This is a genomic window from Treponema primitia ZAS-2, from assembly GCF_000214375.1.
Taxonomy (GTDB): Bacteria; Spirochaetota; Spirochaetia; order Treponematales; family Breznakiellaceae; genus Termitinema; species Termitinema primitia.
The window spans coordinates 3,893,453-3,916,652 of sequence record NC_015578.1 but is presented as its reverse complement, the minus strand read 5'-3'; the positions used below and the strand labels follow the sequence as shown (position 1 = coordinate 3,916,652).

Below are 23,200 nucleotides of genomic sequence, written 5' to 3'. Positions count from 1 at the left end.
AACAGTTTTACCCGATGGATTTCTTTAATATTTCCAGAAGTTCTCCCTTATCAAGCTTGATAATACAATTAGCGATATTTTTCGCCTGCATTGCTTGTTCTGCGTACTTTTCCAATTCAGGGAGCCCAAACTTTTCCTTTTTACCTATCAGGCTGCTTAATGTTTTATCGAATTCATCGATGGATTTCAAGCCCATGGCGGAGAGGATGCCCGGAATACGCCGGATGGGGCTACTTTTCTCCTTTGCTTCAATGACCCTGAGGAATTCGGCAAAGACAAGGCCGTTGGCCCTGCCATGGTCAATGTGGTTGTAATAGGTGAGGGAGTAGCCTATGGAGTGCACCGCAGTGGTCCCGGTGTGGGCGATAACCATGCCCCCAAGGGTGGCGCCGTAGAGGAGTTTTTGTCGCAGCTCCAGGCTGATTTCCCCGTTGCCCAATAGGGTCGGGAAGCTGCCGGAGACGACAGCAATGCTCTCTCTTGCCAGGGTGTCGGTGATGGGTGAGGCTTTTACAGAAAGTATTCCCTCCACCGCATGAGAGAGGGCGTCCACGGCGGTATTGATGGTGATCTCCCTGCTGAGGCCGAGCATGTATTTTGCATCCAGGAAGGCATAGCGGGGAAATAGGGCCGGGCTGCCGATGTTGGTTTTGGTTTGAGCCTGGTCGTTGGTGATGATGGCATAGGGAGTTACTTCCGAGCCCGTACCGGCGGTGGTGGGAACCGCCACTATGGGCAGGGCGGTGTTAAAGCTGGTCCCGAAGAAGGCGGACTTGTCCACCCAGTTCAGGGCAAGACAGGCGGCAGCCTTGGAGGCGTCCATAGGAGAACCGCCGCCCAAGGCCGCCACAAAGTCGCAGCCTTCCCGCTTGATGGCCTCCGCCGCCTCATAGACACAGTCCAGGGTGGGGTTGCTCATTACCTTATCGTGCAAAAAGTACTGTTGCCCGTTTGCTTCCAGGGCTTTTACGATGTCCGCCAGGGAACCGTTGTTCTTGGCGGAGTTTTTACCGCACATAATCAGGGCTTTCTTTCCCAGACTTTGAAGGACCGCCCGGTTATTGTAAATACAATCCTCCCCCATGATGATCCTGGTGGGCATAAAGAAATTAATGTTCATGATACATCTCCTGGTTTTATTTTAGATCATTCCGTCCACAATGCCGAGTACCTCATCAAGCTTGGCCAACTCTTCCTTGAGCTGATCTGCAGTGATGATAAGGGGCGGGGCAACCAGGATCATGTTTTCGTGGGTATAGGTCATGAAGCCCCGCTTTGCCAGTTCGCCATTGACCTTCTTCATGGTTCCCTGGGGATCCTTTCCGTAGGGGACCAGGGCTTCTTTGGTCTTTTTGTCCTTCACCAGTTCCACGGCGCTCATGAGGCCGATGGCCCGCACATCCCCAACACTTTTGTGTTTTTCCTTAAAGGAGTTGAGGCTTGCCTTGAGTTCAACGCCCCGGGCATTTACGTTGTCCAGGATTTTGTTTTCTATATAATAGTTGACGCAGGCCAGGCCGGCAGCACAGGCTAAAGGATGGCCCGAATAGGTGAGGCCGCAGGAAAGCAGGTTGTCATCGAAATAGGCGGCGATAGTTTTAGTAACCGCTACGCCTCCCAGTTGGATGTAGCCGCAGGTAGTTCCCTTGGCAAAGGTGATGATGTCCGGTTTGATGCCCCAGTTTTCAAAGGCAAACATCTTTCCGGTACGGCCGTAGCCCATCATGACTTCGTCGACGATCAGGAGTATGCCGAATTCGTCGCAGATTTTGCGGACTCCCTGGAGGTAGCCGTCCGGGGGGATGATGACCCCGTTGGAGCCGGTTACGGTTTCCAGGATTATTGCGGCAATGGTGGTGGGGTTTTCGTAGATTACCTGTTCCCGCAGTTTTGCTACATAATAATCAGCAGCAGCTTTTTCGGATTCAAAATTGATGGGTTCCCGGTAAATGTAGGGATCGAAAAATTTGACAAAACCCGGAATACCCGGTTCCAGGGGGTAGCGCCGGGGTTCGCCGGTGAGGTTTCCTGCGCCGAAACTGGAGCCGTGGTAACTGCGGTACCGGGAAAAAACCTTGTACCGGCCGGTAAACTGTTTGGCGATCTTGATGGCGTTTTCGTTGGCATCCGCGCCGGCGTTGGTGAAGAGGATTTTGCCGAAGGTATCGGGCATGAGGCTTGTCAGCAGTTTGGCCAGCTCGCCACGGGGTTCGCTCCCGTAGGAGGGGCCTATGTAGCAGTACTTTTCCGCCTGGGCCTTTATTGCATCGATAATCGCCCTGTTTCCGTGGCCCAGGTTCATATTGACCAGCTGGCTGGACATATCGCTGTACCGTTTGCCCGAGGGGTCCCAGATGTAAATCCCCTCGGCTTTGTCCATCACAATGGGGTCCAGCCCCTTTTGTTTTGACCAGGATTGCAAATTGTAATCCCTGTGATTCGCTTTTACTGACTGTTCTGACATGATTTTCTCCTTTGAAAATTATTGTTTGTCAATATCAATGATTGTGTTCAGGGCCACGTTGATGCCCTGCCATGCTTCTTCCACGGAAGTAAATTCTTCTTCGCAGTGACTGTGTCCGTCCTTGCTGGGGACGAAGATCATGGTGGTGGGGAGTAGGTCCGCCACATACTGGGCATCGTGCCCGGGGCCGCTGTGGATACGCATATAGGAGTAGCCCAGTTCCTTGGCGTTTTTTTCCACCAGATCCACCAGTTCCGGTTTAAAGCTGACCCGCTTCCGGGACCAGGCTTCTTTGTACTTTATCTCGCACTTATCAATCTCCTTTGGAATGTTTTTCACCACCTCAAGGGCTTTTTCCAGGATTGCCGGGTCCCAATGGCGGACGTCCAGGGAGAATTCTACAAAGTCGGGGATAACCGTATGGACGTTGGGATGGAGGACGATTTCCCCGGTGGTGTAGACTATGTCTTTGGCAAGTTTATCCAGTTCGGTGTGGATGTATTTTATGGCGTCCGCCGCTGCCAGGAGCGCATCCCGGCGGAAGGACATGGGGGTGGTCCCCGCGTGATCCGATTGCCCATAGGCGCTGATCCGGTAGTTGAACATCCCCAGGACCCCGTCTACCACGCCGATTTGTTTCTTTTCCGCTTCCATGATGGGGCCCTGCTCGATGTGGAGTTCCAGCATGGCGCAGTAATCCTGCGGGTTAAGCCGATTTGATTCGCTTCCTGCAAAGCCGCTTGCCTCCAGGGCTTCCCCAAAGGTCTTTCCCTCAACGCTTTTGGATTTGAGTACCGTTGCTTTCTCGAATTTTTTGCAGATTACCCCGGAGGACATCATGGCCGGGGGGTAGAGGGAGCCTTCTTCGTTGGTCCAGACCATGGCGGTGATGGGGTGGCGGTGGGGTATTTTATCCCGGACTATGGTTTCCACCACTTCCAGGGCGGTGATGACCCCCAGAATGCCGTCGTAGTTGCCGCCGTTCCGCACCGAGTCCAGGTGGGATGCCAGGACGATCCGGGGCAGGCTGCTGTCGGTGCCTGGCGCAGTGGCGTACATATTGGCCATATCGTCGGTGACGGTTTGTATCCCCAGGGCTTCCATCCGTTTGATAAACTCCTTTCGCGCCGCTATGGCCTCCGGGGACAGAGAAAAACGGGTTATCCCCCCCTTCCCGGTGTCGCCGAATTTGGCAAAACTTTCTATCTTATCCTTTACCCGATCTTTTCCACATGTAAACATATCATTTCTCCTATACTTTGTCAGTTACCTTTTGGACCCGCTCGCCTGCGGATATGGCTGACGAGGGGCATACGTAGAGACAGAGGTGGCAGCCCACACATTTTGATGTGTCGATTTTGGGCATCCTCTTTTTGGTGTCCCATAAAACCGCCTGATGTCCCCCGTCATTGCAGGACACAAAGCACCTGCCGCAGGAGACACACCGTTCCCCGTCTATTTTGGGGCGGACCGTGGTCTCCCGGTCCAATTCCCCGGCGGGGGCAAATACCCCGATTCCCCGGCCCACAATTTCGCTTACTTTTTTAAATCCATTCCGGTTCATGAACGCCGCGAGTCCTGCCTTGAGGGGATCGATGATCCGGTACCCGTACTGCATAACTGCGGTGGTGATCTGGAGATTGCCGCATCCCATGAGGAGGAAGTCCAAAGCATCTTGCCAGTTTTCTATGCCCCCCATGCCGCTGAGGGGAGCTGCGGCGGTGGAAGGGTAGGTTTTTAATTCCGAGATGAAACGCAGGGCAATGGGCTTTATGGCTTTTCCGGAATAGCCTGAAACCGCAGACTTCCCCGTCACGTCCAGCAGGGCTTTGAGGGTTTGGTGGTTGAAGCCGGTGAAACTTTTGACCGTGTTGATCGCCGCGATGCCGTCTGCGCCGTTTTGCAGGGCCGCTTTTGCGGGGGGAACCATGGAGCCCAGGTTCGGGGTCATCTTCGCCAGAATCGGTAGGCGGGTTCCCCGTCTTACCGCAGCGGTAAAAGCGGCCACCAGATCGGGGTTTTGTCCCACATCGGAACCCAGGCCGTTGGCGCTCATGTGGGGGCAGGAGAAGTTACATTCAATAATATCAACTCCCGCTTTCTCACAGTCCGCTGCTAGGCTGGTCCACTCATCCTCGTTCTCTCCCATAATGGAGGCCACGATGACCTTGGAGGGATAGTTCTCTTTGAGCCGCTTCAGGTCCGCTAAGTTGTCCTTCAGGGGCCGGTCGGAGATCTGTTCCAGGTTTCTGAACCCCACAAAGGAGGTGCGTTCCTTGTTCAGCACATCGAAGCGGGGGGAAAGTTCCCGGATCGTGCCCATCCCTATGGTTTTATACACAATCCCTCCCCAGCCCCTGTCCAGGGCACGGGCGCACATTTCGTAGTTTCCCGCCACTATGGAGGAGGATAAAAAGAAGGGATTCTCGCAGGGTATCCCGCAAAAATCGATGGACAGATCCGGTTTGAGCGGTGATCTTGTGGAGACTGCCGATGGGGTGACGGCAGCCCTAATCTGGCTGATGCGGATGGGAAAATCGTAGTGGATACAGGCCCGTTCGCAGCGCTTTTCCGTACAGGAAGTACAAGCCGCCATGGCGGACAGGGCTTCTTCCCCCATGCCGAAACGCACGTTGCGGATGAAGGCTGCGGGATCGCTTTTCCCGCCGCAGGCTGCGGTGCAGGGGGCGTCATGGCACATCATACACCGGGAGCTTTCCTCCAGGGGGTTAAGGAAGCGCAGTTTTGCTGCCATCTTATTTCCTTCCGGATGCTCCGCGTTTTATGTACCGTCCGCTGCCCGGTACGCCCACATAGCTTCCGTTGTCGTAGACCAGGGTTCCCCGGAGATAGGTTTGGACCGGGTAGCCCTTGAGTTTTTTCCCTTCCCAGATGGTGTTGTCATAATCGGAGTGCATATTTTTGACGCTGATCTCAAAATTTTTCTTGGGATCGTAGAGTACCAAATCCGCGTCTTTTCCCACAGTAATACTGCCTTTAGCAGTACAGCCGAAGAGGGCCGCCGGGGTTTCAGCGCAGAGCTCCACTGCCCGGGAAAAACTGATTTTGCCGGAATTGGCCGCAGAAAGCATATAGGGGTAGAGGTTCTCTATACCCGCACAGCCGTTGGGAATTTTGGTAAAGTTATCCTTGCCCCAGTCCTTTTCCGCCTGCTTGAAGGGGCAGTGGTCGGTGGCTACCGTGTCGATAACCCCGAGCTGAATCCCTTTCCAGAGGGCGGCCTGGCTTTCCGGCCCTTTCATGGGGGGAGAGCAGACAAAGTTTCTGCCGTCCTCCCGCTTGTACACATCGGAGGTGAATTCCAGGTACTGGGGACAGGTTTCGGCAAAGATGGGATAGCCCTGGGACCGGGCTTCAGCCACCGCCTCAAGGCCTTCTTTGCAGGCAAGGTGTACAATGTACAAAGGAGCGTTTGCCGATACCGCCCAATGGATGGCCCGCTTCACCGCCTCGGCTTCCACAAATTCCGGGCGGCTTTGGTAGTGGTACCAGGCGCTTGTCTTGCCCTCTTTGAGAAAAGCAGCGATTCTGGCGTCGATCACATCGGGGTTTTCGGCGTGTACATTGGTGAGTATCCCCACATCTTTGGCCTTTTCCAGAATACGCATGAGCTGGCCATCGTCGATCATCATCCCTTCTTTCCGGTAAACCATAAAACACTTGAAGCTGCTGACCCCGTAGTCGGCGGCTGCGGGAAATTCGTCCAGTAATTCTGCGTTCTCCCCCAGGTTGGTGATGGCGCAGTGGAATGCGTAGTCGCTGCAAGCCCCGCCTTCGGCCAGGGCCTGCCGTTCTTTGACGGTTTCCAGGATACCCTTGCCCTTGCGCTGGATCGCGTAGTCGAACACCGTGGTAACTCCGCCACAGACCGCCGCCCTGGTGCCTGACTGGTAACCATCTGCAGAAACAGTGCCGCCAAAGGGCATCTGCAAGTGGGTATGCACGTCAACGGCGCCGGGAAGTACATAAAGACCCTTGGCATCCACCACCTTGGCAGCGGCACCTTCGATTTTTTCCGCAATAGTTTTTATCTTCCCCTGCTCAACCCCTATGTCGGCAGCGAATATTCCCGAAGCAGTTACCACTGTTCCGTTTTTAATGATTAAATCCATGGCGTTCTCCTTATTAAGCGCCGGGAACGCACACTGGGGCGCTCCCGGCGGCAAGACCCGTGGGGGTCCTTATTTAACCGCTTCTTCCCAATACGACGGGTCGTAAATTTGATTTACCGTAAGCCCCTGCAATACCGTGTTCTTGCTGCTGTCCGTAAGACCCGCATAGGACTTGGTTTTGGTAAGGGTGCTTTCTAAGGCGCTCACGTCAAAGCCCCCCAGGTTGGTCAGGGGAACCGTGGCGCCCTTGGTGTCGATGGTAACCAGTTTTGCTACTTCTTGGGCCATGTACTGCTGGTGGGGCTGGGATACGCTGGACCCCGCCCGGAAGACAATCTCCGCCGCCTCGTTTGTATTGGCGCAGGCGTCCTTCCAGCCCTTGAGGGAAGCCCGGATAAACCGGACCAGCTTGTCCTTGTTGGCTTTTGCCCAGGATTCCTTGACGAACATACAGTCTTCCAGCATGGCCACACCTTCGGTGTTCATGTCGATGACATTAACCTTGTCGCCGTAACCCAGGGCGCCCTCGTAAGAATTAACCACCAGGCCCAGTTCGTTGTAGGTCATGGCGGAAGCCGCAGTAATGTTGCCGTTGTCAAAGTCGTTCATGTCAAAGCCCTGCTGAATCAGGGATTTGTTGTCATCAACGCCGGGGAGGACGCTGAAGAGGGCTTTAATTTCGTATTCATTGCCCCCCATCCAGTTGCCCACCTTGGTGGCGTTGGTAATATCCTTGCCCGAAGCGACGCCGGATTCCTTTTTTGCCACTAGTACCAGGCCTGAACGCTGGTAGGTCTGGGCCACATCGATCAGGTCCAGGCCGTTGGCCCGGGCTACGATGAGGTTGGCGACCCAGGTAACCCCCACGTCAACCTGGCCGGAGTAGACTGCGGCGGTTTCGGTAATGTCCCCGCCTCCGGGGACTATGTTGACCTTGAGCCCCTCCGCTTCGTAGTAGCCCTTGGCGGCCGCCACATAGTAGCCCATGAACTGGGCCTGGGGCAGCCATTTTAGCTGGATGGTGATTTCGTCGAGTTTTGTCCCCGAATCCTTAGCCTGCTGTCCGCCGGCGGCGGCGTTTGTCCCAGCTAGTGTAAATAGAAATACTGCCGCAAACAGTATCCCTCCTGTTTTTTTCATGCCAATGTTCATCTCTTTTTCTCCTCTTTGAAAATATTTATACACAGCTTCCTTTTGGGAAATCTGTAGTATTTTCCCGTTACCTATTTCTCATAAGTTTCTTTTCCAGAAAACTTATGAGCGTAAAAAACAAAATTCCTATAATAGAAGCGACTAAAATATAGGCCCAGCCGGTAGTAAGCTGGGTGGTCCGCAGGCTGTTCCTGATAACAAAACCAAGCCCCTCCACGGAGGCGGCAAAATATTCGCTGATAATGACCCCGATCATGGCGGCGGCGACATTGATTTTCAGGGCGATAAAAATGTAGGGGACGCAGTTGGGTAGCCGCAGCTTAAAAAAGATGACCGCTTTGGAAGCGGCGTAGGATTCCATAAGATCCAGGGAAAAGGGCTTGAGGTCCGTAAGGCCCCGGTAGGCGTTTACGCTCATGGCTACCATGCTCACAATCGCTACTACCGCAGTTTTTGCGGCAAAGGGGGAATTGGAAAACCAGAGCCGCATGATTGGCGAAAGGGCGACAATGGGAATAGCGTTGAACGCGGAAATCACCGTGAGCCCCCCGACCCCCCATTTGGGGAAAAAGGCGGCGAAGAGGGCCACCAGAAATCCTGCGAAACAGCCAATGACGATGCCCGCCAGAAACACTTGGAGGGTTACCCAGGAGTCGTGGACAATTTTAGGGCCGTTTTCGAAGATAACCCGCAGTATGCTGCTCGTTTTGGGAAGCTGCACTTCGGTCACCGAAAGCAGGGCGTGTAAAATTCTGGTCTCCCCCAGGATGATGATAAGGGCCCCGAACAAAACCGGGGGCAATACGGAATGTACAAAACGGAACGACAGTTTGTTTTCCGGCATGATCAGTTTCATTTTGCGGTATATCCCCCTTGCCCTACGGGCCGGAAGATTTTTTGTATCTGCTTTAGAAGCCCCAGGGCCCCTGCGCTTTCCAGGTACTTATAGGGCATACATATCTTTTCTATTAATACAATGGCGTAGTAGCTGAGTATCCCCAGGGCGGCGCTTACCAATACGCTGGACCAGAACACCATGATGGGGAACCCGCCGTAAAGGGAATAGGTGATGAGGTAGCCAAGCCCGGTGGCGCCGCCCAGGGTATCCACCAGTATTGCTGCGGTAATAGCCATGGGCGCGGCGATCTTTAGCCCGGAAAAAAAGTAGGGGATCGCGGCGGGGATCATCAGTTTTGTGTAGAGGGTAAATTTATTTGCCGCATAGGAAAACATCAGATCTGTTTTTTCACGGTCCGGGGTTTTAAATCCCGCCAGGGTATTGGTTGCCACGGGGAAGAAGGTGATAAAGGCGGCGATAAAAATCCGGGTATTGCTGATATCGCCGATGATGCCGATCAGGATGGGGGCGAGTCCCAGGATGGGGATCATCTGGGAGACCAGGAGATAGGGGAAGAGCATCCGTTCCACCAGCCCTGCCAGGCTCATGATCAGGGCAAGACAGAACCCCACTGCGGCGCCGATGATAAAGCCCAGGAAGGCCCGGGAAAGGGTCAGGGAGGCGTGCTGGGTGAGCAGGGCTGAACGCTCAAATATCTGGGAAACGATTTTGTCAGGATAAGGCAGGATGCGGGAGGCCATCCGGTCGTGGAGTATCTCATCAAGGATAAAGGCTGCAAATTCCCAGACAAAAAAGATGAGTATCACCCAGGTAAGGGTTACAAAAAACTTCGACAGCTTATCCTTCATTTATATGCCCTCGAAACTGTTTCTGATTTTTACCATCAGCTTGTTAAATCCCGGGCTGTTCCGCAGCACCGCTGTCCGGGGCCGGGGAAGGTCGATGTCTATCACCGCGCTGAGCCGTCCCGGGTGGGGGCTTAACACGCATACCCGGTCAGAGAGGAACACCGATTCTGCGATATTGTGGGTAACGAAAACCACGGTTTTATTGGTTTTCCTCCATATAGAAAGGAGGTCCTCGTGGAGTTTTTCCCGGGTAAATTCGTCCAGGGCTGAAAAAGGTTCATCCATTAACAGAATCTCCGGGTTTACCGCGAAGGCCCGGGCTATGGACACCCGCTGCTGCATTCCCCCAGAAAGCTGGTGGGGGTAGTGGTTTCTGAAATCGGAAAGTCCCACCAGGTCCAGCATTTCGTCCACCCGCTCTTCCCGTTCCTTTTTGGGGACCCGTAAAATTTCCAGGGGCAGCCTGACGTTTTTCCGGACCGTACGCCAATCGTAGAGCACTGCGTTTTGAAATATGATGCCGTACTTCTGCTTGAGCCGGGCATCCGCCGGCAGTTCTCCCCCCACATAGATCGTTCCAACCGTAGGCTTGATCAGGTCGGCGATAATTCTGAGGAGGGTGGTTTTTCCGCAGCCGCTGGGCCCCAGGAGGGATACAAATTCCCCCTTTTTAATTTTAAGGGAAAAGCTCTCCAGGGCGTTTACATCCAGCCCCCCGGCGGCATGGTAGGTCATTCCGATGTTTTTGAAAGAGATTTCAATCGGATCATCCAGCTGCCAAAACGGGGTTTGTCCCTGTTCCATACTTTTCCTCCCCTATTGTATAGATGGAATTTTATTCAAGGATATAGACCTTATATGTATATATATTCAATTTCAATAAAGTTTACATATAAAGTCTGATTATATGCAAGGTCTAAATAGTCAAATTTCAAAGAAAAAGCAAAATATTTAATACATTTATGTAGCTTTTTTGGATATTTGGCAAAAAAATGCATAAAATATGGCTTTTTGGCCAAGTGATGCATAAAAATACTTGATCATTTTCCCATACATGAATATAGTTACTTGCAAGTACGAATAAAACGTGAATGTTGCAGAAATGGAGGAAAAAATGAGAAGAAAAGGTTTCTTAGGGGCTCTGTTAATCGCCCTGGCAGCGACGGCGCTGTTCATCGGCTGTTCCAAGAAGGAGCAGACCATCAAAATCGGTTTTAACATTCCATTGACTGGGGATAATCCCATGGTTGGGGAAGGTTCAAAAAATGCCGGGGATATTGTGCTGAAAGCGCTTAAAGCCCAGGGCGGCCTTACTGTCAAAGGTCAGAAGTATCCGGTGGAATTTATCTATGTTGATAACGAGCTTAAAGCGGAATCTGCGGTTCAGGCAGCCCTGCGCTTAATTGAGCAGGACAAGGTCCTGGCAGTGGTGGGCCCCCAGGGTTCCGGCCGGGCTATTCCCGCAGGACAGGTCAACAACGACAACCGCACTCCCATGATTTCCGCCTGGTCCACCAACCCGGACACCACCCTGAACCGGCCCTACGTTTTCCGCGCCTGTTTCCTGGACCCCTTCCAGGCCCCGGTGGCGGCGAAGTTTGCCAAGGAGCAGTTTAATGTAACTAAGACCGCTATCCTCTACAATTTGGAAGACGACTATTCCAAGACCTTGGCGGAGCTGTACCGGGATAGCTGGCAAGCGGCCAACGGTCCCGGCTCGGTGGTAGTCTTTGACAGCTTTGGCCAGCGGGACCAGGATTTTTCTGCCCAGCTTACCCGGATCGTCAATTCCGGCGCAGAAATGCTGTACCTCCCGGTGTATTACAACTTTGTCGCCCTGATCGTTCCCCAAGCCAAGGACCTGGGCTGGAATAAGCCCATCATGGGCGCCGATGCCTGGGGTTCCGCAGACTTGGTACCCCTGAGCAAGGGTTCCGTGGCGGGGTACTACTTTACCACCCACTATGCCGCCGCCGGCGCGGTTGGCAAGACCAAAGAATTTATCGACGAATACAACGCCAGCTACGGCTATATTCCCGACGATGTGGCGGCCCTGACCTATGACGCGGTCAATATTGTTCTTCAGGCGATCCAGAACGCCGGCCTTTCCGGGGATCTCCAGAAAGACCGGAACGCCATAAAAGACGCAATGGCTGCCCTGAGGAACTACGATGGTATTACCGGTAAGATGAACTTTAATGTCCAGGGGGATCCTGAAAAAGACGCCGTAGTGGTCCGGATCAGTGAAGCCGGAGAATTTGTCTACGTAACGAGCTTGCAACCGTAAAAGAATGAGGAATGAGGAAGGAGTAGTGAGGAATAATGAAGAATGAGGGATAGCAACACCATGCTTATCTTTCATTCCTAATTCCTCACTTCTCATTCCTCCTTATTAAAGGAGATGCCTGTGCTGACTACATTTTTACAGAATGTCTTCAACGCCCTGCAGTGGGGCAGTTTCTATTCCATGATTGCCCTGGGATACTGTCTGGTATATGGGGTGCTCCGGCTGATTAACTTTGCCCACGGCGATATTTTTATGACCGCCTGTTACATCGCTTTTTTTATTGCCACCGCTTTGTTGGGGGCTTTTTCCGGCGGGGGCGTGTTTGTGTTTGCCCTTACCCTGCTGCTGACCATGGGGGCAACTGCGCTGGTGGGCATTACCATTGAGCGGATTGCCTACCGGCCCTTGCGGATGAAGGGGGTGAATCGGCTTTATGTGGTTATCACCGCCCTGATGGTGGGCTTTATTCTTGAAAACGGAAACCTTGCGTTTTTGGGCGCCAGTGCCCGGCGCTTCCCGGACGTTATCGAAAAACATATCTGGCAGTTCGGCCCGGTGGTTCTTACCAACCTGAAGGTCCTGGTTATCCTGGCGGCCTTTGCAGTGTTCGGGCTGCTCCAATTTATTGTGCAAAAAACCGTGCTGGGTATGTCCATGCGGGCCATATCCTACGATAAGTTCGCTATTCCCCTGATGGGGATTCCGGTGAACAGGGTTATTACGTTTACTTTCGCCCTGGGCTCAGGGCTCGCCGCAGTGGCGGGAATTCTTTTCGGTATGTCCTATCCGGTGCTGGACCCCTATATGGGGATGATCATCGGCTGGAAGGCTTTTATCGCCGCAGTGGTCGGCGGTATCGGGGACATTAAGGGCGCCTTTATCGGCGGCTTTATCCTGGGGTTCATCGAAATATTCATCACCGCAGTTTTCCCCTCCAGTTTTAAAGACCTTATTTCCTTTGTCATATTGCTGATCATCCTGGTGCTTAAACCCACAGGGTTCTTCGGTGTGGCCCGAAGCACAAAGATTTAGGAGTATACCATGGCGCTGTCACCGGATATAAAAACCAAGCAAAAAACTCAACTGCAGATCATCCTGGCTATCGTCATAGGCATGGCGGTGGTAGTATTCCTGGCCGCAATTGGTGTTCTCAACCAGTACATTCAAACAGTGATCATGTCCATCGGCATCAATATTATTTTTGCATCAAGCCTCAATATTGTAAACGGCTATATGGGCGAATTTTCCTGCGGACACGGGGGGTTTATGGCCGTGGGGGCCTATGTCTCATCGGTACTGTCCCTGCTTCTATTTACCGAGAATAAGTTTATCGGTCATCCCCTGCTGCCGCCCCAAACCGCATTATTCCTCTTCCCGGTGGTTATCATCATAGGCGGCTTTGCGGCGGCCTTGGCGGGCCTCCTGGTGGCAATTCCGTCTTTCAAAACCCGGGACGATTATCTGGCGATCATTACCATTGCTGCCAACTACATCATTATGACCGCCATTAATAACATCCCTGCTGTAGGGGCCAGCCGGGGGCTCATGGGGATGAAGGGCACAGTTTTTGCCATGTCGGACCTGATCCCCCTGCCCTGGATGCTGATCTGGATCATGGTGTTTGTGGTGGTCTGCGTGGTCGCTATTAAGCGGCTCATGGGTTCTGTATTGGGGAAAGGTATCTCCGCCATACGGTACGATGAGATTTCCGCAGAGATTATGAGCGTCAATACCAACCAGATGAAGCTTTTGGCTTTTATGTTTTCATCGGGACTGGCAGGAGTGGCCGGGGGGCTCTTTGCCCACATGCTGGGCTTTGTTAATCCTAGTTCCTTCAACATCATGAAGTCCACTGAAGGGATGGTCATGGTGTACCTGGGCGGCATGGGTTCCCTTTCGGGCTCCGTGCTTTCGGCAGTGCTCTTCACCTTCCTACTGGAACTGCTGCGGCCCCTTCAGATCCTCAAGTGGGTGTTTATTCCACTGTTACTGATTCTGCTCATGCAGTTCCGGCCCGAGGGGCTTATGGGTAACCGGGAACTGCCAGAAGTATGGGCAAAACTGAAACTGTCTTTCAGAGGAGGCAAGGGTAATGGAATATCATCTGGAAATTAAGAACCTGACCCACCGTTTCGGCGGGCTCCAGGCTTTGACGAATGTCAATATCAATTTGAAGAAAGGGGAAATTGCCGGCCTTATCGGGCCCAACGGCGCGGGCAAGACCACAGTGTTCAATCTGGTGAGCGGGTTTTATGTTCCCACCGAAGGGGACATTGTGGTAGGCGGGGTCAGGATCAATGCCAAGAAACCCCACGAGATTGCGTCCATGAAAATAGGCCGCACCTTTCAGAACATACGGCTCTGGAGTGAGATGACCGTGCTGGACAATATCCGCATCGCCCAGCACTACCGGCTGGGGTACAATGCTGCGGACGCCTTGTTTTCTACCCGGCGCTACCGGGAACGGGAGGCGGATATCGTTGAACGGGCACGGGAATTGCTGGAGATATTTAACCTCTCTGACCTTGCGGAGGAGTACCCGAAAAACCTTCCCTACGGAGTACAGCGCCGGGTAGAAATAGCCCGAGCACTGTCTTTGCAGCCGGATTTGCTCATGCTGGACGAACCTGCCGCAGGGCTGAGCACCGCAGATGTTGCAAGCCTTATTGAGTACATCCGCTGGATACACGAAAAGTTCAACCTTACTATCTGGATGATCGAACACCAGATGGAAGTCATCATGACCCTCTGCGATCAAATTTCAGTGATTGACTTTGGAAAGGAGATTGCCCAGGGTGTTCCGGAGGAGATTCAGAGGAACCCCGAGGTTATTAAAGCCTATCTTGGGGACGACGCAATTTAACGGAGACACCAAAAACGGAGTTATCATGCTGTTAGAAGTAAAGAACCTGAAAGTTTCCTACGGGAATATCGAAGCCCTGCACGGTATTTCTTTTTCTATTGATAAGGGGGAGATACTTACCCTCATCGGCGCTAATGGTGCAGGAAAGACATCAACTCTTATGAGCCTTGCCCGGCTGCCCCGGCCCGAGGCCCCGGTAGTTACCGGGGGGGACATACTGTACGACGGGCAGAGTCTCCTTAAAACAGAACCCCACATCCTGATCCAGAAAAAAATGCTGGCCTTGGTTCCGGAAGGGCGGCATATTTTCGGTAACCTCTCGGTGCAAGAAAATCTTCAAATCGCTACCTACCCCCATCGTAAGGATATTAACCGAGCTATTATAACCGGGGAAATCCTGGACCAGGTATACGGCCTGTTCCCCCGGCTCTATGAGCGGCGGAAACAGCGGGGGGAACTGCTCTCCGGGGGTGAACAGCAGATGCTGGCGGTAGGCCGGGCCCTGATGACCGGCAGTGAGTTCATCATGCTGGATGAGCCTTCTATGGGGCTTGCCCCGAAACTGATGTATGAAATGTTCCGTGCTCTGAAGCAGCTTAACTTTGTGAAACACATCACTATTCTGGTGGTGGAACAGAATGCCAAGGTTGCCCTGGAATTTGCGAGCCGGGGCTATGTTCTTAAAACCGGGGAGATCATCGCCAGCGGCACTTCAGCAGAGCTGATGGCAAACCCGGATGTGAAGAAGGCGTATCTGGGCGGGTAGGATTATTGTAACAATGTAGCCGAAATACCTATTGCCCTTTCACAGTATGCGTCATTGCCTGAAAAAATGTATTATAGTATGATTCCTCAGATATGGGGGATGTATCAAATGAGCGATTTTCTGGATCTTTGTAAAAAACGCCAAAGCTGCCGGGGCTTTTCAGAACAAGCTGTGGAGCATGACAAGCTGGTACAATGCGTTGAAGCAGGCCGCTTAACCCACTCCGGCTGTAATGCCCAGCCCTGGAGTTTTGTTGTTGTAGAAAGCGAAGACATGGTTAGTCAAATTGCACTGTGCGGCCAACAGCTAAAGCAAAACGTTTGGTTGGGTACCGCAAAGGCATTTATCATTATCCTGGAAGAACACGCAGTTTTAAGCCCCATTATCAGTTGCTTTCTTGACAGCCAATACTATGCAAAAGGCGATTTGGGCGCCGCCGCCGCATACGTCTGTTTGGAAGCCGCTTCACAGGGACTCGGGAGCTGCATTACTGGTCTTTACGATCGTAAGAAGATTTGCGAATTGTTGAATATTCCTGTGGAAAAACAATTCGGGTCTGTAATTGCCCTGGGATATTCTGCAAATGATACTATTCGCTCTAAAAAGCGCAAGGCCTTTGAAGATATTGTACGATTTGTGTGAGTATTATTTAGGGGATTTGTATGTCAAGTATCGGCCTAGGCTGAGGCCGTGTTCAACTTCTGAAAATACTTGACAAAATATAAAAATATATGTAAAATGTATGCAGACGGAGGTGATAATATGCCCTTATTACAAGTGAGAGATTTTCCGGAAGATATTTATCGGAAAATTAGTATAGTAGCGGAAAAAGAGCATAGGACTATTGCCCAACAAACAATTGTGTTATTAAAAAAAAGCCTTGGGCTGGAAGAATCCAACAAAGAACGGCGGAGACAACTTGTAAAAAAATGCAACGCAAGAATCATACCCGATGAAGTAAAATTACTGAATGTTGCTAAACTCGTTAGAGAGGACCGGGAAAGATGATAGCTGTTGTTGATGTAAGTGGTGTTGCTCAAATATTATTTCAGACATCAAAAAAAGAAAAATTTGAAACCCTTTTGCAGGAAGCAACGTCGGTCCTGGCTCCTGATTTATATGTATCGGAGTTATCCAATACTTTGTGGAAATATTGTATCAAAGGACTATACACAACAGAAGAATGTTCCCAGTTTATTGACGATGGGCTAAATTATATTGATGAATACATTGATTCAAAGGACATTTGGAAAGAGGCATTTGGGGAAAGTGTGAAAAATAAACATCCGGTTTATGATATGTTCTATGCGGTAATAGCCCGCAGAAACGATGGTATAGTAGTAACTAATGATGGCGATTTAGCTAAAATATGTAAAAAATTAAATATACAATATTGTTATTAAAAACAGTAAGCCGGTATTTTTGGGTCAAAAGATGTCAGGTGCTTTTTCGATAGGGGGTATAATCAAGCTCCCCCTTTTCTGCTATACTAGGCCCATGGAAGCGGGACAATGCTGGAAATTGCGGGGGTAAGCAAATCCTTTGGGGGCCTTCAGGCGCTGAGGGATCTCAGTTTTACCATTGAGGAAGGCCGGATCCACGGGATCATCGGCCCCAATGGTTCGGGTAAGACCACTCTTTTCAACTGCATCTCCGGCCTGCTCCCCTTGAATTCGGGGAGGATCTGTTTCGGCGAAACCGAAATCTCCGGCCTGGGGGCGGATGCTATCGCCCGGCTCGGCATTGGCCGGACCTTTCAGGCGGGCAATCTGGCGCCTTCCCTGACGGTCTTGGAAAATGTACTCTGCGGGGTTTCCGGCTCCCTCTTTTTTACGGCGCCCAAAAAGCAAAAGGTTCTGGAACAGGAAGCCCTGGAACTGCTGGACTCGGTGGGCATGGGGGACGCCCGGGACCGCTGGGGGGCGGACCTGGTCTGGGCGGAACGGCAACTGGTGCAGATTGTTCGGGCCCTGCTCGGCAAGCCTAAGCTGCTCCTGCTGGACGAACCGGTTTCCGGGATGTCCGCTAAAGAAACAGCATTGGTGACGGACCTGATACGGAAGATCAAGGTCATGGGTATAAGCGTGGTAATGGTAAGCCACGATATCAGGATGCTCATGGATACTGCGGACTGGGTTACGGTGCTGAACTTTGGCGAAAAAATTGCGGAGGGAAGGCCGGATCAGATCCGCCGCGATCCCCTGGTGATGGAGGCTTATCTTGGAACAGAGGAATGAGCCGATTCTGTCGGTCCGGGATCTTTCTGTTTCCTACGGCTCTATCAAGGCACTCCAGGGGGTAAGCCTGGAGCTGCGCCGGGGGGAAATAGTGGCGCTCATTGGCCCCAACGGCGCGGGGAAGACCACGGTTATGGAAACTGTTCTGGGGGTTAATACCCCCGATACGGGGTCGGTTGTTTTTGAAGGCAGGGATTGTACCGGCCTTCCGGTGGATAAAAATGTGCGCAATGGCATGACCCTGGCGCCTGAAGGCCGGGGGGTCTTTGCCTCCATGTCGGTTCTGGACAACCTTCTCTTGGGGGCTCACCATGAGACTAAGGGCGCGGACAAAAAGCTTGGATTTGTTTTTGATGCCTTTCCGGTTCTGGGGGAGCGGAAAAACCAGAACGCAGGAACTCTGTCCGGTGGGGAACGGCAGATGCTGTCCATTGCCCGGGCTCTCATGTCTACCCCACGGATAATTATGGTGGATGAGCCTTCTATGGGATTGGCGCCCATGGTGGTCAACACTATTTTTAAGATACTGGTTAATCTAAATAAAGAAGGGTACGCAATTTTTCTGGCGGAGCAGAATGTGTATAAGGCCCTGAAATGCGCCCACCGGGCTTATGTGCTGGAAGCCGGCAGGGTTGTTGCCCAGGGCAGGGCGGAGGATCTTTTGAATGATCCGGCGATCCGCGAGGCTTACCTTGGGGCGTAACATGGAAATACTGATAGCCCAGATTATCAACGGCTTGTCCCTGGGGAGTATTTATGTGCTCCTGGTAACGGCCTTTAATCTGCTCCTCCTGGTTGCCAGGGTCATTCACTTTTCTTTCCCGGCAATCATCGTGTTTTCAATGTATATGGCCTGGTTTGCCTTGCAGGCAACGGGCAGTATTATTGCGGGTATTGGCGCAAGCATTGTTTCTGCGATTATCCTTAACATGGTTTCAGCCCCGGTGTTTCAGCATATTATGCGCGGGGAACTTCGTTGCAAGTCGCGCAAACGGGGGACGGTTGATATTAACGCTACCATGGTTATCTCCATGGGAATGGGGGTGATCATCACCGAATTCTGTTCCCACAGTATCAATAAGGGTTTCCCGGTTTCCTTTCTCACCGAAGATGCCGACCCTTCCGGGTGGATAGCTCTGACCCGGGAGCCCCTCTGGCAGCACGGCCTTATCAGTGTTAGTTACGGACAGGCGCTGAGCTTGGCGGTGGGGATTATCGCAGTAGCGGTGCTGTTCCGCATCATCTACCGGACCAGAGTGGGCCGGGCTTTCAGGGCCATGGCCGAAAATCCCGGCGGGGCAAAGCTGGCGGGGATTCCGGTTTTCAGGACCGGGCTCCAGAGTTATTTTCTTACGGGCCTTTTGGGGGGGATCACTGCGGCGCTGATGGCTATGCTGCTGGGTTTCGCTTCGGCGGACCTGGGGGATCAGCTGGGGCATAAGGTCCTGGGGATTTCCATCATCGCCGGGCTGGGGAACCTTGCGGGGGGGCTGGTTTTTGCCCTGCTTCTGGGTATAGTAGAGGCGCTTATCCAGGGCTACTTTTCCGGGTCCTGGTCTAATGCGGCGGTGTTTGTTATTATGCTGGTTGTTGTCCTGGCAAAGCCCAAGGGCGTCTTTGGAACAAAGCTGTAGGGGGGTTCGTGTCCGGTCCGGTGTTTTTTTTCCTGAGCTTTACCGCTATTTTTATTCTCGCATCCTGGGCCTTGTACCTGCCCTACCGCATGGGGCAGCTTCACTTTCTGGTGATCCCCAATATGGTTATCTCCGCCTATTTCGGCGCCTTGGTGTCCGGGGCCGCTGTCTCAGGCGCCCAGGGCGCGGCCCATTGGCCGTTTTTCGCGGTGCTCCTTGGCGCAGTAATACTGAGCGCCCTTATCGGCTTCCTAGTTTCCCTCTGCATTGGAGACGCCCCTTGTTTCTCCGTGGCGATCGTTGGGTTAACCTTTATGTTTCTGGTCAGGACTATTGCCGAAAACACCCCCTTCCTGGGCAGGACCCTGGGTATGTACGGGGTTCCCCGGATCATCGATTCAACCCAGGGGAACCGGCTTTTTCTGGTGATCCTGATCTACCTTATCCTGCTGCTGGTCGGGTTTCTTGTTTACCGGTTTGACCGCTCCCCTTTGGGCAGGGCGGCTTCCTGTATTTTCGCGGATCGGGACATGGCGCTTTCCCTGGGGATAAACATCAAAACCATGGGGATGCTGCTCCAGACCGCATCCAGCGCAATGGGGGGGCTGGCGGGGGTGCTGTACCTTTATGTGACCCGGTCCATTTCGCCGGCCTTTATTACCTTTCAGAACCTGGGGCTTTTTGTGACCATGCTCTTTGTGGGGGGCTATACTACCCAGTGGGGCATACTTTTGGTAACACCAATACTGTGGGGTATCCCCCTAATCATGCCCGAGGCGCTCCAGGGCTGGAAGAATGTTTTTTACGCGCTTATTCTTATTGTTATATTGATGGTAAGGCCCGAGGGGGTAATAACCCGTCCGGCTTTGCGGAAAATTTTGCCTTGGATTAGTACTAGTGTTTGGAGGAAAAGATGAACAGGAAATTCCGTGCTGCCTGGATTGTATTGCTTGCCCTGGTACTTGCCGGATGTTCCGGATCGAAGGGCGCAAAAAAATCTGTTGCCGCAGCGGAGGAATGGGAGATTCCTTTTCTCAATGTGCTTACAGGCCCTATTGCCAGCATAGGCGCTTACCTCCAGTGGGGGGCTGACCGGGCCGCCGCTGAGATAAACGCCGCAGGGGGCATTGCGGGGAAGCCTGTGCGTATACTTCGGATCGATACCGGTATGGAGCCTGCCACGGGCATTACCGAAATGTCCAAGCTTCTGGATACCGCCTTGACCGTCATGGGTCCGGTTCCCGAGCCGGTAATTCTGGCTGCGGTGCCTCTTGCCGCCGAGGAGGGGATTTATTCTTTTACGGCAACTACCTCCTGGGAATATGTGGCGGATTTCTACCCCTGGGCTATCAGCTGGTTCCCCCCCACTCAGGAACCGCTGCCTCCCATTGTTGCCGCATGGCTTACCCATACCAGGGGGAAACGGGTGGTCCAGTTTGTGGAGAACTACAGCGTATGGGCCGGGATGGCCCAGGCCCACGAAAAGGGCATTGCCGATGCAGGCGCCGTCCTGCTTAACCAGGTGGATGTCCCGGGCGATGCGGTGAGCTTCGGCCCCCTGGTGGTTAATGCCCTGTCGCAGAATCCTGACTCTATCATCTTTGCCTGCAATGCCCAAAAGATCCCAGGCATTATTGCTGAACTCAAGTCCCGGGGCTGGACCGATATGAACCGGCTCCTGGTCTTCTCTTCCGGGGATGATGCGTCCCTATACACCGTGGGGGGCAGTAACATTAACGGCGTTATGATTTACAACTTCGCGGACCCCGGCCTGAGCAACCCCCGCTGGGACGCGTTCCGGGATGCCTTTAAGGCAGACTACAACGGCGCTGAGCCTTTCAGCCTTTCACCCAACTACTATGATGCGGTCTACATGATCAAACGGGCGATTGAGGCGACAGGGATCACCGGGGATCCGAAAAAGCTGGCGGAGGAACGGATACTTATTCGGGATTACTGCAACGAGATTCAGAATTTTGAGGGCATCCAGTATACCTGGAGCAATTCCCGGGGCTATCCCCGGAATAAGCCGGTATATCTCTTTGAGGTGCAGAATGGCAATAAGCGGAAGGTTCTGGAGATTGTTTCCGGGGGAAGCTTCGCTGGAAGTTCCGGAGAAATCAGGTAACATTATTGATGAAACGCGTAAAATTTACGCGGTTGTTGTACATTTATCTGTCAAAAAAATTTGTTGACAGGTAGGAATATAGGATTTATAATATATTGTTACTTTTATAGTACATTATTTTATTTTGGAGGAATGTGATGAAAAAGAAATTGTTAACAGCGTGTGTAATTCTTGTCACTGTGGGCTCTTTTGTGTTCGCCAAGGGCAGTGCAGAGCAGGGGAAAAGTATCCCCACAGCGGCCCCTGAGATGCCTATCGTCAAGGTAGCGGGCGGACAACTCAAGGGATTTGTTGAAGGGGACGGGACTTTGGCCTTCACCGGTATCCGGTATGCGGTGGCCGAGCGCTTTGGCAAACCCCAGCCCGTACCGGCTTGGCAGGGGATTAAACCTGCACAGGTGTACGGACCTAATGCTAAGATTCCGGTACAGACCGCTGTAGGCGGCGATGAATTTGCTTGGCCCCATCGGTATTATATTGAGAGTGAAGACTGTCAGTATCTCAATATATGGACCCAATCTCTTTCTTCCAGCGCGGATAAACCGGTCATGGTCTTTATCCATGGTGGCGGATTCAACAATGGTTCTGCTATTGAAGCGGTAGCCTATGAAGGTGGAAACCTGAGCAAGTTCGGCGATGTGGTTGTAGTGACCGTAAATCATCGGCTCAACGTCCTGGGGTATCTGGATCTTTCCGGTTTTGGCGATGCCTATAAGGAAACCGCCAACCTCGGTCAGTTGGACTTGGTGGCGGCCCTCCAGTGGGTTAAGGATAATATTGCCCAGTTCGGTGGGAACCCCAATAACGTGACCATCTTTGGGCAGTCCGGCGGCTCCCAGAAGGTGCAGGTTTTGATGCATATGCCCGCGGCAAAGGGTCTCTTTGTTAGGGCAATTGGACACAGCGGCGCCTATACCATCTTGACCAAACAACAAGCTGACCGGGTTGGTCAGCTTACGGTACAGAAGCTCGGTCTTACTCAGGCCACCATTGACCAAATTAAGACCATTGACTATAACACCCTTCTGGCCGCCGGCGTAGCGGCCCTTGCTGATGCAGGTAAAGAACTAAATGTAAGCCTCTCGTGGCGTGCGGTAGCCGATAACAATGTGGTTCAGGACAATTATCCCGACTGGGCTAATACAATGCCCTTTATGCAAGGCTCCGTGTTCAGCGAAATCACCAACCACAATCTACCCTTGATTGATCAGGGTATTTACAAGAATGATTGGACTACTGCGGAAACAGACAGCTATCTTACCAAGCGCTTTGGCTCCGATGCCGCAGCAATAAAGGATGAATTTACCAAGCTCTTCCCCGAGAAGAAACCCCAGGATGTTTTTTTCTACGATATTGGCCGCTTCCGGCGTCCCTCTCAGGATCACTTGGCGGATAAGGCAAAGACCGCGACCGCTCCGGTATACACCTACTTGTTCGTATTTGAAGCTCCTGCAAACGGCGGCATAACCGCCTTCCATTGTTCGGAACTAATCTATGTGTTCCACAATGTGGGGCTCAGGGAAATTACCAAAGCTACTGGTGGAACGGCTGATGTTTATAAGATGCAGGATATTATGGCCCAGGCTTGGGTCAACTTTGCCACCAACGGCAACCCGAGCCAGCCCGGCCTGGACTGGAAGCCCTACGATCCTATCGCCAGAACCGGCACCATGATCTTTGATGCGAACAGCCGCTTTGTTCCTTTTAACGATTCGAAGTTGCAGGAACTCATGGGTACTAGATAGCGCTTTAAATATAAACCCCATAGCTTGCCGTGGTCCCCCTAAAAGGATCGCGGTAAACCATGAGGTTAAAATGATCGGCCCCTG

At 52.5% G+C, this 23,200-nt stretch carries 23 protein-coding genes; 14 read left to right on the top strand and 9 right to left on the bottom strand.

The genetic code is table 11. From position 1 onward, the window contains the following. Nucleotides 1-7: 7 nt before the first annotated feature. From TREPR_RS17030 to TREPR_RS16990, 9 genes are all read right to left on the bottom strand, one after another. Nucleotides 8-1,120: an iron-containing alcohol dehydrogenase family protein gene (locus TREPR_RS17030; RefSeq protein ID WP_015709591.1), complete on the bottom strand. Its 1,113-nt coding sequence runs from the start codon at nucleotides 1,118-1,120 to the stop codon at nucleotides 8-10. A 21-nt stretch (nucleotides 1,121-1,141) separates the two neighbouring features. Continuing rightward, on the bottom strand, nucleotides 1,142-2,464 hold the full coding sequence (locus TREPR_RS17025; protein WP_015709590.1) for an aminotransferase class III-fold pyridoxal phosphate-dependent enzyme: 1,323 nt from the start codon (nucleotides 2,462-2,464) through the stop codon (nucleotides 1,142-1,144). An 18-nt stretch (nucleotides 2,465-2,482) separates the two neighbouring features. Continuing rightward, nucleotides 2,483-3,706, bottom strand: coding sequence for a Zn-dependent hydrolase (locus TREPR_RS17020; protein ID WP_015709589.1), 1,224 nt, complete (start codon nucleotides 3,704-3,706; stop codon nucleotides 2,483-2,485). Between the two features lie 10 nt (nucleotides 3,707-3,716). Then, the gene (gene preA / locus TREPR_RS17015; RefSeq protein WP_015709588.1) at nucleotides 3,717-5,219 is read right to left on the bottom strand and encodes an NAD-dependent dihydropyrimidine dehydrogenase subunit PreA; all 1,503 of its coding nucleotides are present in this window, start codon (nucleotides 5,217-5,219) and stop codon (nucleotides 3,717-3,719) included. 1 nt (nucleotide 5,220) lies between these two features. Continuing rightward, on the bottom strand, nucleotides 5,221-6,651 hold the full coding sequence (gene hydA, locus TREPR_RS17010) for a dihydropyrimidinase (protein WP_281054601.1): 1,431 nt from the start codon (nucleotides 6,649-6,651) through the stop codon (nucleotides 5,221-5,223). Nucleotides 6,652-6,666: 15 nt separating this feature from the next. Further along, on the bottom strand, nucleotides 6,667-7,749 hold the full coding sequence (locus TREPR_RS17005; protein WP_015709586.1) for an ABC transporter substrate-binding protein: 1,083 nt from the start codon (nucleotides 7,747-7,749) through the stop codon (nucleotides 6,667-6,669). Between the two features lie 67 nt (nucleotides 7,750-7,816). Next, on the bottom strand, nucleotides 7,817-8,605 hold the full coding sequence (locus TREPR_RS17000; RefSeq protein ID WP_015709585.1) for an ABC transporter permease: 789 nt from the start codon (nucleotides 8,603-8,605) through the stop codon (nucleotides 7,817-7,819). Continuing rightward, complete coding sequence (locus tag TREPR_RS16995; protein ID WP_015709584.1) at nucleotides 8,602-9,456, bottom strand: ABC transporter permease; 855 nt, start codon at nucleotides 9,454-9,456, stop codon at nucleotides 8,602-8,604. The genes TREPR_RS17000 and TREPR_RS16995 overlap by 4 nt, the downstream gene beginning before the upstream one ends. Continuing rightward, nucleotides 9,457-10,260: an ABC transporter ATP-binding protein gene (locus TREPR_RS16990; RefSeq protein ID WP_015709583.1), complete on the bottom strand. Its 804-nt coding sequence runs from the start codon at nucleotides 10,258-10,260 to the stop codon at nucleotides 9,457-9,459. 310 nt (nucleotides 10,261-10,570) lie between these two features. On the opposite strand from TREPR_RS16990, the gene TREPR_RS16985 reads away from it, so the two are divergent. From TREPR_RS16985 to TREPR_RS16920, 14 genes are all read left to right on the top strand, one after another. After that, nucleotides 10,571-11,743, top strand: coding sequence for an ABC transporter substrate-binding protein (locus TREPR_RS16985; RefSeq protein WP_041611280.1), 1,173 nt, complete (start codon nucleotides 10,571-10,573; stop codon nucleotides 11,741-11,743). 120 nt (nucleotides 11,744-11,863) lie between these two features. After that, the gene (locus TREPR_RS16980) at nucleotides 11,864-12,775 is read left to right on the top strand and encodes a branched-chain amino acid ABC transporter permease (protein ID WP_015709581.1); all 912 of its coding nucleotides are present in this window, start codon (nucleotides 11,864-11,866) and stop codon (nucleotides 12,773-12,775) included. A 9-nt stretch (nucleotides 12,776-12,784) separates the two neighbouring features. Next, nucleotides 12,785-13,858, top strand: coding sequence for a branched-chain amino acid ABC transporter permease (locus tag TREPR_RS16975; RefSeq protein WP_015709580.1), 1,074 nt, complete (start codon nucleotides 12,785-12,787; stop codon nucleotides 13,856-13,858). Next, the gene (locus TREPR_RS16970; RefSeq protein ID WP_015709579.1) at nucleotides 13,836-14,606 is read left to right on the top strand and encodes an ABC transporter ATP-binding protein; all 771 of its coding nucleotides are present in this window, start codon (nucleotides 13,836-13,838) and stop codon (nucleotides 14,604-14,606) included. The genes TREPR_RS16975 and TREPR_RS16970 overlap by 23 nt, the downstream gene beginning before the upstream one ends. Nucleotides 14,607-14,631: 25 nt before the next feature. Then, nucleotides 14,632-15,372: an ABC transporter ATP-binding protein gene (locus TREPR_RS16965; RefSeq protein WP_015709578.1), complete on the top strand. Its 741-nt coding sequence runs from the start codon at nucleotides 14,632-14,634 to the stop codon at nucleotides 15,370-15,372. A gap of 108 nt (nucleotides 15,373-15,480) precedes the next feature. Continuing rightward, the gene (locus TREPR_RS16960) at nucleotides 15,481-16,014 is read left to right on the top strand and encodes a nitroreductase family protein (protein ID WP_015709577.1); all 534 of its coding nucleotides are present in this window, start codon (nucleotides 15,481-15,483) and stop codon (nucleotides 16,012-16,014) included. A 120-nt stretch (nucleotides 16,015-16,134) separates the two neighbouring features. After that, nucleotides 16,135-16,380 (top strand): hypothetical protein, encoded by a 246-nt coding sequence (locus TREPR_RS16955; protein WP_041611278.1) that lies wholly within the window; start codon nucleotides 16,135-16,137, stop codon nucleotides 16,378-16,380. After that, the gene (locus TREPR_RS16950; RefSeq protein ID WP_015709575.1) at nucleotides 16,377-16,775 is read left to right on the top strand and encodes a type II toxin-antitoxin system VapC family toxin; all 399 of its coding nucleotides are present in this window, start codon (nucleotides 16,377-16,379) and stop codon (nucleotides 16,773-16,775) included. Before TREPR_RS16955 ends, TREPR_RS16950 begins: the two co-directional genes overlap by 4 nt. A gap of 108 nt (nucleotides 16,776-16,883) precedes the next feature. After that, nucleotides 16,884-17,609, top strand: a complete 726-nt coding sequence (locus TREPR_RS16945; protein ID WP_015709574.1) for an ABC transporter ATP-binding protein — start codon at nucleotides 16,884-16,886, stop codon at nucleotides 17,607-17,609. After that, the gene (locus TREPR_RS16940) at nucleotides 17,593-18,312 is read left to right on the top strand and encodes an ABC transporter ATP-binding protein (RefSeq protein ID WP_015709573.1); all 720 of its coding nucleotides are present in this window, start codon (nucleotides 17,593-17,595) and stop codon (nucleotides 18,310-18,312) included. The genes TREPR_RS16945 and TREPR_RS16940 overlap by 17 nt, the downstream gene beginning before the upstream one ends. Nucleotide 18,313: 1 nt before the next feature. Then, the gene (locus tag TREPR_RS16935) at nucleotides 18,314-19,243 is read left to right on the top strand and encodes a branched-chain amino acid ABC transporter permease (protein ID WP_015709572.1); all 930 of its coding nucleotides are present in this window, start codon (nucleotides 18,314-18,316) and stop codon (nucleotides 19,241-19,243) included. 8 nt (nucleotides 19,244-19,251) lie between these two features. Then, on the top strand, nucleotides 19,252-20,160 hold the full coding sequence (locus tag TREPR_RS16930) for a branched-chain amino acid ABC transporter permease (protein ID WP_015709571.1): 909 nt from the start codon (nucleotides 19,252-19,254) through the stop codon (nucleotides 20,158-20,160). Further along, nucleotides 20,157-21,371, top strand: a complete 1,215-nt coding sequence (locus TREPR_RS16925; RefSeq protein ID WP_015709570.1) for an ABC transporter substrate-binding protein — start codon at nucleotides 20,157-20,159, stop codon at nucleotides 21,369-21,371. The genes TREPR_RS16930 and TREPR_RS16925 overlap by 4 nt, the downstream gene beginning before the upstream one ends. Nucleotides 21,372-21,508: 137 nt before the next feature. Next, on the top strand, nucleotides 21,509-23,116 hold the full coding sequence (locus TREPR_RS16920; protein WP_052299746.1) for a carboxylesterase/lipase family protein: 1,608 nt from the start codon (nucleotides 21,509-21,511) through the stop codon (nucleotides 23,114-23,116). The last annotated feature ends 84 nt before the right edge of the window (nucleotides 23,117-23,200 follow it).